The 12,097-nt window shown below is 47.6% G+C and carries 13 protein-coding genes; all 13 read left to right on the top strand.

The annotated features are described in order from the left end of the window. Nucleotides 1-22 precede the first annotated feature (22 nt). The 13 genes from rpiB (at nucleotide 23) to atpA (ending at nucleotide 12,037) form a co-directional block, all read left to right on the top strand. Complete coding sequence (gene rpiB, locus E4U82_RS13485) at nucleotides 23-490, top strand: ribose 5-phosphate isomerase B (RefSeq protein WP_135110697.1); 468 nt, start codon at nucleotides 23-25, stop codon at nucleotides 488-490. Beyond that, nucleotides 490-1,062, top strand: coding sequence for a TIGR01440 family protein (locus E4U82_RS13480; protein ID WP_135110694.1), 573 nt, complete (start codon nucleotides 490-492; stop codon nucleotides 1,060-1,062). Before rpiB ends, E4U82_RS13480 begins: the two co-directional genes overlap by 1 nt. Before the next feature lie 104 nt (nucleotides 1,063-1,166). Further along, nucleotides 1,167-2,402, top strand: a complete 1,236-nt coding sequence (locus tag E4U82_RS13475; RefSeq protein WP_135110693.1) for a serine hydroxymethyltransferase — start codon at nucleotides 1,167-1,169, stop codon at nucleotides 2,400-2,402. Between the two features lie 427 nt (nucleotides 2,403-2,829). Continuing rightward, nucleotides 2,830-3,459: a uracil phosphoribosyltransferase gene (gene upp, locus E4U82_RS13465; RefSeq protein WP_135110692.1), complete on the top strand. Its 630-nt coding sequence runs from the start codon at nucleotides 2,830-2,832 to the stop codon at nucleotides 3,457-3,459. 18 nt (nucleotides 3,460-3,477) lie between these two features. Then, nucleotides 3,478-4,593: a non-hydrolyzing UDP-N-acetylglucosamine 2-epimerase gene (gene wecB / locus E4U82_RS13460; RefSeq protein ID WP_135110691.1), complete on the top strand. Its 1,116-nt coding sequence runs from the start codon at nucleotides 3,478-3,480 to the stop codon at nucleotides 4,591-4,593. A gap of 239 nt (nucleotides 4,594-4,832) precedes the next feature. Continuing rightward, nucleotides 4,833-5,336 carry a hypothetical protein gene (locus E4U82_RS13450; RefSeq protein ID WP_135110690.1) on the top strand — a complete coding sequence of 168 codons (504 nt, stop codon included), beginning with the start codon at nucleotides 4,833-4,835 and terminating at the stop codon, nucleotides 5,334-5,336. After that, complete coding sequence (locus E4U82_RS13445; RefSeq protein WP_135110689.1) at nucleotides 5,336-7,522, top strand: S8 family serine peptidase; 2,187 nt, start codon at nucleotides 5,336-5,338, stop codon at nucleotides 7,520-7,522. The genes E4U82_RS13450 and E4U82_RS13445 overlap by 1 nt, the downstream gene beginning before the upstream one ends. A 380-nt stretch (nucleotides 7,523-7,902) precedes the next feature. Further along, a complete protein-coding gene (locus E4U82_RS13440) occupies nucleotides 7,903-8,271 on the top strand; it encodes an ATP synthase subunit I (protein WP_135110688.1) in 369 nt (122 codons plus the stop codon). 24 nt (nucleotides 8,272-8,295) lie between these two features. Beyond that, entirely contained in the window at nucleotides 8,296-9,018 is a 723-nt protein-coding gene (atpB, locus tag E4U82_RS13435) for a F0F1 ATP synthase subunit A (RefSeq protein ID WP_135110687.1), read from the top strand. 98 nt (nucleotides 9,019-9,116) lie between these two features. Next, nucleotides 9,117-9,326 (top strand): F0F1 ATP synthase subunit C, encoded by a 210-nt coding sequence (atpE, locus tag E4U82_RS13430; RefSeq protein ID WP_135110686.1) that lies wholly within the window; start codon nucleotides 9,117-9,119, stop codon nucleotides 9,324-9,326. A 118-nt stretch (nucleotides 9,327-9,444) separates the two neighbouring features. Further along, nucleotides 9,445-9,972 (top strand): F0F1 ATP synthase subunit B, encoded by a 528-nt coding sequence (gene atpF, locus E4U82_RS13425; RefSeq protein ID WP_135110685.1) that lies wholly within the window; start codon nucleotides 9,445-9,447, stop codon nucleotides 9,970-9,972. After that, nucleotides 9,965-10,504 carry a F0F1 ATP synthase subunit delta gene (locus tag E4U82_RS13420; protein WP_135110684.1) on the top strand — a complete coding sequence of 180 codons (540 nt, stop codon included), beginning with the start codon at nucleotides 9,965-9,967 and terminating at the stop codon, nucleotides 10,502-10,504. The genes atpF and E4U82_RS13420 overlap by 8 nt, the downstream gene beginning before the upstream one ends. 21 nt (nucleotides 10,505-10,525) lie before the next feature. Beyond that, a complete protein-coding gene (gene atpA, locus E4U82_RS13415; protein WP_135110683.1) occupies nucleotides 10,526-12,037 on the top strand; it encodes a F0F1 ATP synthase subunit alpha in 1,512 nt (503 codons plus the stop codon). Nucleotides 12,038-12,097: the final 60 nt, after the last annotated feature.

Raw genomic sequence — 12,097 nt, 5'->3', positions numbered from 1 at the left:
TTTGATCAGGAGGTGGCGCATGATGAAAGTGATGATAACAGGGGATCACGCAGGCAATGGCATTCGAAACGAGGTAAAAAAACTGCTTGACGAACTGGCTATTGAATACGAGGATACGGGTTGTTCCTGTGAATATTCGGTCGATTACCCCGATTACGCTCTGCCAGCAGCCGAGCGTGTTGCCAGCGGGGAGTTTGACCGTGGTATATTTATTTGCGGAACAGGCATTGGCATGTCAATTTCAGCAAACAAGGTGAACGGCATCCGCTGTGCGCTGGTCAGTGATGTCTACAGCGCCAGACTGACCCGCCGGCACAACGATTCCAATGTATTGGCAATGGGTGAACGGGTCATCGGTCCCGGGCTTGCCCGCGAGATCACCCAAACATGGCTGGAAACCGAATTTGACGGCGGCCGGCATGCAAACCGCATCGAAAAAGTGACAGCTTACGAAACCAATCAGCCGAAGCAAGCAGCAGGTGATCGGTGATGGATCTTAAACAGCAAGTCAGGCAGGATGTGGAAGCCTTATCCAGTGACTGGCAGGCAAGCGGCTATTTGCATGCAGATGACTTGTTCGTTGTCGGCTGTTCAACCAGTGAAGTTATAGGAGAGCGGATTGGTACGTCCGGCAGTGAGGAAATCGCTGCTGCTCTGTTTGCAGTATTGCAGGCGTTACAATCAAAAACTGGCATTGCCATCGCTTTTCAATGCTGCGAACATCTGAATCGTGCACTTGTTGTGGAAAAAGAAACGATGAAACGGCAACGGCTTGAAGAAGTTTCGGTGATCCCAGTGCCCCGTGCAGGCGGATCGATGGCATCATTTGCCTATAAACATATGAAAGAACCTGTTGTTGTTGAAGCCATCAATGCGGACAGTGGCATTGATATTGGCGACACCATGATCGGCATGCATTTGAAACCGGTTGCCGTGCCACTGCGATTTGCACAGCGAATGATCGGCAATGCACGGGTCACTGCTGCACGCACCCGTCCGAAATTGATCGGTGGAAAACGTGCTGTCTATGATCAGGAAGCTGCCGGTATCGATGCCGATTAGCCGGGTCGCTGACTGCACAAGGTTGGTGGAGAACTTTGGCTGCTGCCACATAAATCCAGTTGAGCAGGGAAGCATTCACATCATAAACCAAGGAGGTATGACATATGGACCATGTCAAGCAAACAGATTATGAAGTGTACGAAGCAATGCAGGCAGAAAAAACGCGCCAGCAGGAAAAGATTGAACTGATTGCATCTGAAAATTTCGTATCCGAGGCAGTCATGGAAGCAATGGGCTCGGTACTGACGAACAAATACGCGGAAGGCTATCCGGGTAAACGCTATTATGGTGGTTGTGAGCATGTGGATGTTGTGGAAAACCTGGCACGCGACCGGGCAACGCAACTGTTCGGTGCAGATCATGCCAACGTTCAGCCGCATTCCGGCGCACAGGCAAATATGGCGGTGTATTTTTCCGTGTTGGACCCGGGTGACACCATTCTCGGTATGAATCTGAACCATGGCGGTCATTTGACACACGGCAGCCCGGTTAACTTCAGCGGCAAATTGTTCCATGTTGTGGATTACGGTGTCGATCAGGAGACCGAGCAGCTTGATTATGATGCCGTTCTCGAACGAGCCAAAGAAGTCCAACCGAAACTAATTATTGCCGGCGCCAGTGCATATTCCCGCGAAATTGATTTTGCCAAATTCCGGGGAATCGCCGATGAAGTAGGCGCTTATCTGCTGGTGGACATGGCGCACATTGCGGGGCTTGTTGCATCCGGACTCCATCAGAATCCGGTTGATTATGCCGATTTCGTGACGACCACCACCCATAAAACATTAAGAGGGCCACGTGGCGGCATGATTTTATGCAAAGAAGACTATGCGAAAAAAATCGATAAAAATGTTTTCCCGGGCATGCAGGGCGGACCGCTGATGCATATCATCGCTGCCAAAGCCGTTTCTTTTAAAGAAGCATTAACCGATGATTTCAAGGCCTACTCCAAGCAAATTATCCAAAACGCCAAGGCATTAAGCGACGCATTGACAAATGAAGGGATCCGTATTGTATCAGGTGGAACGGATAATCATCTACTGCTGCTTGACGTGACACCGCTAAACCTTACTGGAAAAGTGGCTGAAAAAGCCCTTGATGATGTTGGACTTACCGCCAATAAAAATACGATTCCATTTGATACGGAAAGCCCGTTTGTTACAAGCGGTGTCCGCATGGGAACAGCAGCCGTGACCACACGCGGTTTTAAAGAAGCAGAAATGAAGGAAATCGCTTCAATCATCGCCTTGGTTTTGAAAAAACATGAAGATGAAAACGTGCTGCTTGAGGCGGAAGAGCGTGTTAAAGGATTAACCAGCAAATTTCCATTATATGCATAAGTTTAGGGATGTTCCTTCAGGGAGCGTCCTTTTTTCAGGGGGGGAGGAAAGGTCTGCATCATCGAGCGGACGGGAACGGTATGGACTCGAGTGGGAGGTGCGTCAACTCGAGCGAGAGCGGTATGGACTCGAGCAGGAGCGGCGTTAACTCGAGCGAGAGCGGTATGGACTCGAGCAGGAGCGGCGTTAACTCGAGCGAGAGCGGTATGGACTCGAGCAGGAGCGGCGTTAACTTGAGCGAGAGCCGGGCGAAATCGTGCAGGCGAGGCATCATTATACAAAGGAGCATAATCCGGCTCAGACAAGCGCAAAGTTCTTTCAATGCTAGGTTCCGGCTCCTTTAATTAACTCCAGCCTACTTGCAAGCTCGTTCATTTTTCAGTACAATTTTTAAGATGCCACTAATGATAGGGAGTGTTCAGTAAAAATGGGAAAAGTACACGTGCTGGATCATCCATTAATTCAACACAAACTGACGTACATACGTGATAAACAAACGGGGACAAAGGAATTCCGCGAGCTGGTTGATGAGGTTGCAATGCTGATGGCGTTTGAAATTACACGCAACCTGCCACTGCAGGAAAAAACAATTGAAACACCGGTCATGGAGGCACAAACCAAGGTTCTTGCCGGCAAAAAAATTGGTCTGATTCCGATTCTTCGTGCAGGGCTTGGCATGGTTGATGGTATGCTGAAACTGATTCCGGCAGCCCGTGTCGGTCATGTCGGGTTGTACCGGGATCCGGAAACGTTGCAACCGCATGAATACTACATTAAATTGCCATCCGATATAGCGGACCGTGAACTGATTGTGATTGATCCGATGCTGGCAACAGGCGGTTCAGCCAATGACGCGATTCATTCTCTGAAAAAACGCGGCGCCAAGCAAATTCGTCTGATGTGTCTTGTCGCAGCCCCGGAAGGCGTTGAAGTAATTCAAAACGCGCACCCTGATGTTGATATTTTCCTTGGTGCGCTTGATGAAAAATTAAATGATCACGGTTATATCATTCCAGGACTTGGTGATGCCGGCGACCGTTTGTACGGGACAAAATAATCGTGGAGTGAATAAACGATGCGTGAACGAATTAAAGTCATGACGATTTTCGGGACAAGGCCTGAAGCGGTCAAAATGGCGCCGCTCGTCCTAGAGTTGAAAAAACGACCTGAAACTTTTGATCCGATTGTAACGGTGACCGCCCAACATCGTGAAATGCTTGATCAGGTGTTGGACATTTTCAGTATCACCCCGGATTTTGACTTGAACATTATGAAACAGAATCAATCACTTGCGCAAATTACCACAAGCGCGCTTGTTGGTCTGGATGGTGTTATGAAAGAGACAGAGCCAGACATGGTGCTTGTGCACGGTGACACAACGACAACGTTCGCGGCATCACTAGCCGCTTACTATAACCAGATTGCGGTTGGTCATGTTGAGGCAGGGCTGCGTACATGGGACAAATATTCCCCTTATCCGGAAGAAATGAATCGGCAGTTGACAGGCGTCATGGCTGATTTACATTTTGCACCCACAGACAACTCAAAGCAGAACCTTTTGGATGAGAACAAACCTGCTGACCGTATTATGGTTACTGGTAATACGGCGATTGATGCACTGAAAACAACAGTTGATGCTGATTATTCCAGTCCGATACTAAATGAAATTGGGCATCGCCGGCTGGTGCTTGTGACCGCTCATCGCCGGGAAAACCTGGGTCGCAATATGGAGCAGATGTTTCGCGCTATTAAGCGGCTTGTTGATGCGCACAGCGATATCCAAGTTATTTACCCGGTCCATCTGAATCCGGTTGTTCAGCAGACAGCGAACAGCATTTTGGGTGATGACGATCGCATAAAGCTAATTGAACCACTCGGTGTCGTTGACTTTCATAATTTCGCCGCGAAGGCCCATTTAATAATGACAGATTCGGGCGGCGTGCAGGAAGAAGCGCCATCATTGGGCGTCCCGGTGCTTGTCCTGAGGGATACGACCGAGCGCCCGGAAGGCATTCAGGCTGGAACACTGAAACTGGCCGGTACTGATGAGGAAGCGATTTTTAACCTTGCTGATCAGTTAGTAAGCGATGAAGCTGCCCATGACAAAATGGCAAAAGCCTCCAACCCATATGGCGACGGCCAGGCATCAGGCAAAATTGCCGATGCGATTGTGGCATATTTTAATAAATAGGAAAAAAAGGATCCGGCGAGGCCGGATCCTTTCTGTATGATTTGGCAACGATGATTTTTTGCCACGATCGGTATAACATCAACGGTGGAGCAGGGTGCATCGAAGGTAGGAGCACGAGCATCAACGGTAAAGCGCGAGGTATCGAAGGTAGAAGTGAGAGCATCAACGGTAGATCGCGAGACATCGAAGGTAAAAGTGCAAGCATCAACGGTAGAGTGCGAGGTATCGAAGGTAGAAGCGTGAGCATCAACGGTGGAACGCGAGGTATCGAAGGTAGGAGCACGAGCATCAACGATAAAGCGCGAGATATCGACGGTAGAAGTAAGAGCATCAACGGTAGATCGCGAGACATCGAAGGTAAAAGCGCAAGCATCAACGGTAGAGCGCGGGGCATCGAAGGTAAAAGCGCAAGCATCAACGGTAGTTCGCGAGGTATCGAAGGTAAAAGCGCAAGCATCAACGGTAGATCGCGGGGTATCGAAGGTAAAAGCGTGAGCATCAACGGTGGAACGCGAGGTATCGAAGGTAGAAGCGTTAGCATCAACGGTAGAGTGCGAGGTATCGAAGGTAAAAGCGCAAGCATCAACGGTAGATCGCGAGACATCGAAGGTAAAAGCGCGCCCATCAACGGTAAAGCCCCAATCACCAACGGCAGACTCAAAACACCCACGCCCGACATGTATGTTTTTCCCATACGTTTCAAATGCTATCGGTATATCATTACGCCAAAGGAGACCTTCTAATGCGCCGTTTGCTCATCATCCTTATATTTCTCATTCCGTTTTTGCTTGCACCCCCGTCCGTCTTTTCCCAAAGCAGTCAGCCGGATGAGGAATCTGTTATCATTGAAGTGGACGGCAACCCTGAGGAGCACAAGTCCTATCTCAATACCTATCACCCTTCCATCGAAGTGGTTCATACATATGACACATTATTCAACGGCCTGGCATTGAAAGCAGAGCCGGAACAATTTGAAAAAATAGAATCACTGGCGTTCATTAAAGCTGTTCACCCGGTCACCACGTATGAAACACAAGCAGAGGCACTCAATCAAAACGGGAACAGTGTTATTCCGGCGGCACTGAATGATACCTCCTACACGGGAAAAGGAGTTCAGGTTGCGGTTATCGATACTGGTATTGACTATGAGCATCCTGATCTTGCCGGTAATTATGCAGGTGGCTATGATCTGGTGGATTTGGATGATGATCCGATGGAAACAACGGCCGAAGAAGGCATGCCGACACAACATGGGACGCATGTGGCAGGCATCATTGCAGCGGATGGCAAGCTAAAAGGTGTGGCGCCCGATGCCTCGATTCATTCCTACCGTGCACTTGGACCCGGCGGGATGGGGAGTTCGATCCAGGTAATTGCCGCATTGGAGCAGGCAGTCGATGACGGAGCAGATATCATCAATCTTTCGCTGGGAAATACGGTTAACGGGCCGGATTTTCCGACAAGTGTTGCTGTGAACAGGGCGGGGGAGCTTGGTGTGCCTGTCGTGACCGCCAATGGCAATAATGGTCCGGAAAATTGGACGATCGGCTCCCCGGCCACTGCTGCCAATGCACTGTCCGTTGGTGCTGCGTCAAGTCCACAGACGGTTCCTTATTTGTTTGAATCACTGAGCAACAAGAAAATTCCGCTGGCAGTGATGGATGGATCGGAAGCGTGGGACCTGAGGAAAAGCTATGAAGCGGCTGTTTTTAACGGCGAAAATGTTCGCGGGAAAATCGCAGTGATGGCACGTGGTGAGACTCCTTTTTCTAAGCTGGCAAAACAAGCGCAAGCTGCTGGTGCGATCGCTGCTGTCGTTTATAACAACGAACCGGGTCATTTTCAGGGGATGATTGACACGGCTGATGCCGACATTAAAATTCCTGTCGCGTCCATTTCGAAACAGGACGGCCAATGGCTCGTTCAAAACACGGAAAGCCAAACGACCTACATGAAAACGCAATATGAAAAAACGAAAGAAACCATTGCCGACTTCAGTTCGCGCGGGCCGGTTACCGTGAACTGGGACTTAAAACCGGAAGTTAGTGCGCCAGGCACCAATATTTTAAGCACGGTCCCCGGTGGTTATCAGGAACTGCAGGGAACAAGTATGGCAGCCCCGCATGTCACCGGGGCAATGGCACTGCTGATGGAGGCGCACCCGGACTGGTCGATAGAACAATTGGCGGGCGCGTTAAAGACAACGGCGAAACGCGTCAGGAATGAACAGGGGGAGCCCTTTTCTCCCATTATCCAGGGGATGGGGGAAATTCGGCCGGAAAAAGCCGCGGGCGCCACTACCATTATCAACAAACCGCTCTTGTCATTTGGCAAAGCTGACGGCCATAATGAAACCAAAACACGTCAAATCACCATTGAAAATCAGTCCAATCAGCAGCAGACCTATAACTTTTCGGTTCCGGCAAAACAGAAAGGACTGACCTGGCACGTGCCTCTAAGCTTTACGCTGGACAAAGGGGAGACCAAACAGCTGCCGATCGGGTTGTCCATTAACAGCACACAAGTTGACGAAGGCGTTCATCAGGGCTGGTTGACCTTGAACCAGGATGACACTCAATACCATCTGCCATATCTTTTTGTTAATAAGACAGCAGACTACCCGAAAGCGATGGGATTCGACTTTTCGTTAAAGCCTTTCTCTAATGATATGTATGGGTATCAGCTTTATTTGACAGATCAGGCGGAGCATATCGATGTCATGCTGTATAACCCAGATACACTGATGTACGAGCGGACACTGTTGGAGACGGATGATGTTCAGGTCGGCTTAAATGAAGGCCGCCTTGAACAATCAGATCTAGGTAAACCCGGTCAGTACCTGGCTGTCATCAATGTCAAACTAGCTAATGAGGAAATGGCTGGTTATCAGACCATTATTCACATACCGGGGTCAGAAACACGCAACTAAATTTTGACAAAAAATTGTTCACATAATGTTCATAGAAAAGGCGCTTTATCTTCCTATATAATAAGAGTTGAGAGAGACCATAACAGGTGAAAAAACGTGCCCCCAAGCGGTGCGATAATGGCAGGAGATGGCAGGTCATTTGACTGAGATACTAATTGACAACGGGATGTGGCTAATGTAAACTAGCTTAGTGTGGAATAGTAAGGATTTTTAGTGTCTGCCTGTCTATAGGACAGCCCATTCCTTACATAATAATAGGATGTTTGTTCCGCATGCACTGTGATTTACTTCACTTCTGTTACGAAGGCTCAGGTCCAGCTAAGAGAGCGCATACAGAGGGGATTTATCATGCACGATTTTATTGGGAGAAGAGTCAAATCATGTCGTATTCCGGAATGACGGTTAACAGGCAGCGTAAATGGATGCTGTATCTCCTCGCTCTATTTGTGCTGGGAGCAGGTTTCACGCCATACCCGCGTATTTTTCTCGGGCTTCTGTTAGGCGGTGCCGCAAGTTTTTACAACTTATGGCTGCTGCAGCGTAAAGTTAGTGCGCTTGCGGAATCGGTGGAGACCAATAAGCGGGCAACAGGTATCGGGACGCTTTCAAGGATGGCAGCAGCCGTTTTGGCTGTTTTCATTGCACTTCGCTATGATGCGTATTTCGACATGATTTTTGTTATCGTTGGATTAATGACATCCTATCTGGTCATTGTGATCGATTTTTTTATGTCTGAATCTGAAGAATAATGTTTGGAAGAGGGGTGAAAAGAAATGGATCATGAAGCACCAATCGCACATGATGTATTCGGGATATCCTGGCTTGATTTTAATTTATCCAATGTCATGATGATAGCGATTGCTTCACTCATTGTATTTATCCTTAGTGTCCTGGGTGCCAGAAAACTGCAAATGAAGCCGACAGGAACACAGAACTTCATGGAGTGGGTTGTTGATTTTATTAAAGGCATGATCAGTGACACAATGGATTGGAAAACCGGCAAAATCTTTCTCCCATTTGCATTGACACTCATCACCTATATTTTAGTGAGCAATCTTCTTGGTGTTGCCACACTGGGTGTGTTCGGTCATGAACTGTGGTGGAAATCGCCAACGTCGGATGCCGGGATTACATTGACGCTGGCAGCAATGGTTATTGTGTTGAGCCATTATTACGGCATTAAGACACGCGGGGCAAAAGAATATGGGAAAGACTATCTGCGTCCGTTTCCATTGTTTTTCCCAATTAAAATCATTGAGGAATTTTCAAACACGTTGACATTGGGCCTTCGTTTGTTTGGGAATATTTATGCCGGCGAAGTTCTGCTCGGACTGCTGGCCGGTCTGACATCGACAACGGTCTTAGGATTCTTTGGAGGAGCCATTCCGATGTTGGCATGGCAAGGATTCAGTCTGTTTATCGGGACCATTCAGGCATTTATCTTTACCATGTTGTCACTGGTTTATATCTCGCACAAAGTATCAAGCGATCATTAGGCTTTATAAAAATTGTTAAGTAACCCGTTTTGGCAATTGATTGCCGAGACTGGAATTACTAAAAAATTAATCTAATCATTTTGAGGAGGATTTATATTATGTCAGGAGCATTAGCAGCAGCAATAGCAGTAGGTTTGGCGGCATTAGGTGCCGGTGTAGGTAACGGTCTGATCGTTAGTCGTACGGTTGAAGGGATTGCACGTCAACCTGAATTAAGAGGTCAGCTTCAGACAACCATGTTCATTGGTGTCGGTCTGGTAGAGGCGATGCCGATCATCGCAGTCGTTATTGCTCTGATCGTCATGTAACTGAATGGAAAAAACCGGATGATGGCGGAGTTTTTCTTCACAAAGAACCTTCGCCGTTGTTTGTACTGCCAGCCTAAACAATGAAAGACCGATACGTATAGTGAAAGGAGTGAATTCTGTGCAGGCATTTACAGGGTTAACGATTAACGCTGCAATCGGCGGCCTTCAGGTTGGCGATATGGTGACGCAGCTGTTCTTCTTTATTGTCCTAATCCTATTGGTTCGTAAATTTGCATGGGGTCCATTAATCAACACCATGCAAAAACGTGAAGAATATGTATCAGGTGAAATTGAAGCAGCCGAAAAAAGCCGTGCCGAAGCTGAAAAAGCGCAGGCGGAAGCAGCCGAACAATTGAAACAGACCAAACAGGAAGCACAGCAAATGATTGAAGATGCCAAAAGCGCCGGTACGAAACAGGAAAAAGATATCATTGAATCTGCACGTCTTGAGGCATCCCGCATTAAAGAATCGGCGCAGGAAGAAATCGAAAATGAAAAAGAAAAAGCGATCCAGACACTTCAGGACAAAGTAGCTTCATTATCTGTTCTCATTGCCGGCAAGGTGATTGAAAAAGAAATCAGTGCACAGGATCAGGAAGAGCTGATTAATCAATACATTAAAGAGGCAGGAGAGAGCAATGAGTGAAGTAGTCGCCAGCCGCTATGCCGAAGCTCTTTTTCAGATTGGAAATGAAAACGGAACATTGGAACAATTGGCTGAAGAATTGCGTGTCCTGAAAACGATTTTTGATGAAAACGAAAAGCTTGTGGCGTTCCTGGAACATCCGCGCGTTAATCATGATAAGAAAAGACAGTTTGTAAATGATGTGTTTCAAGGGTTCTCAGAAAATGTTCTGAACACAGTGAAAATCTTGACGGAGCGGCATCGCATTGGAAGTATGCCCGCTATTATCGATCATTTTGGTCGGATGGTCAATGATGCTAAAGGCATTGCAGAAGCGAAAGTATACACCGTCCGGCAATTGTCAGAAGGTGAAAAAGAACAGCTTGAAATCACGTTTGCGAAACGTTTTAATAAACAGGCCATTAAGCTTGACACCATTGTGGATCCATCAATTATCGGCGGCCTGAAATTGAGGCTGGGCAACACGATTTATGATGGCACCATAAGCGGTAAATTAAAACGGATTGAACGGAATATTGTTACGGCAGACTAATGAAGACTGGGGTGAAATGGTATGAGCATTAAGGCTGAAGAAATCAGTTCACTGATCAAACAGCAAATCGAGAATTTTGACTCTGATATTGAAGTCAACGATGTCGGCACCGTCATAGAAGTCGGTGACGGTATTGCACGTGCACATGGACTTGATGATGCCATGGCCGGTGAGCTTCTTGAGTTTTCCAATGGTGTCATGGGTATGGCCCAGAACCTTGAAGAAGGTAACGTCGGTATTGTCATTTTAGGCCCATTCACGGATATTAATGAAGGTGATGAGGTTCGCCGGACAGGCAGGGTTATGCAAGTACCTGTAGGGGAGGAACTGCTTGGACGTGTTGTCAATCCATTGGGACAGCCGATTGATGGCAAAGGCTCGGTTGAAACAACGAAAAACCGTCCGATTGAATCACCTGCACCGTCGATTATGGATCGTCAAGAAGTTAACGAGCCATTACAAACAGGTATTAAGGCAATTGACGCTCTTGTCCCGATCGGACGGGGACAGCGTGAATTGATCATTGGTGACCGTCAGACCGGTAAGACGACCGTCGCGGTTGACACGATTCTGAATCAAAAAGATGAGGATATGATTTGTATTTATGTTGCCATCGGACAGAAGGAATCAACGGTAAGAGGCACCGTTGAAACGTTCCGCCGCCATGGTGCACTGGATAATACAATCGTTGTTTCCGCTGGTGCATCAGAACCTGCACCACTTCTGTATATGGCACCATATGCAGGTGTTTCCATGGGTGAAGAGTTCATGCATAACGGAAAACACGTACTTGTTGTTTATGATGATTTAACTAAGCAGGCAGCAGCATACCGTGAACTTTCCTTGCTGCTTCGTCGCCCACCAGGTCGTGAAGCATTCCCTGGGGACGTTTTCTATGTCCACTCACGTTTGCTGGAACGTGCGGCTAAATTGAGTGATGCGAAAGGCGGCGGTTCACTGACAGCACTGCCGTTTGTTGAAACGCAGGCAGGCGATATCGGTGCGTATATCCCGACCAACGTCATTTCCATCACGGACGGACAAATCTTCCTGCAGTCTGATTTGTTTTTCTCAGGCGTACGTCCCGCCATTAATGCAGGTTTATCCGTATCACGTGTCGGAGGTTCAGCCCAGCTGAAAGCGATGAAGAAGGTTGCCGGTACATTAAGGCTTGACCTGGCATCGTTCCGTGAACTGGAATCATTCGCACAGTTCGGTTCAGATTTGGATAAATCGACCAAGGCAAAACTTGACCGTGGTGCACGGACAGTAGAAATTTTGAAACAAGGCTTGCATGAACCGCTTGCTGTTGAAAAACAGGTCATGATTATTTATGCTCTGACAAAAGGGTTCCTTGATGATGTTCCGGTGGAAGATATCACCCGGTTTGAATCAGAACTCCATACGTGGCTTGATGAAAATGGAAAAGAATTGCTTTCAACCATTCGTGAAACCGGAAAACTGGCTGAAGCGGACGACATGAATAAAGCCATTGAAGCTTTCAAAAAAACATTTTTACCAAGTGATCAGTAGGATGCGTTTAAACGAGTTTGGACGGGAGGATACGGCTTCATACCGACCTCTGACTTCTAA

The organism is Lentibacillus salicampi (genome assembly GCF_004565465.1).
GTDB classification, from domain to species: domain Bacteria; phylum Bacillota; class Bacilli; order Bacillales; family Amphibacillaceae; genus Lentibacillus; species Lentibacillus salicampi.
Note: the sequence above shows the minus strand (reverse complement) of the source record. Positions and strands in the feature narration are given on the sequence as shown.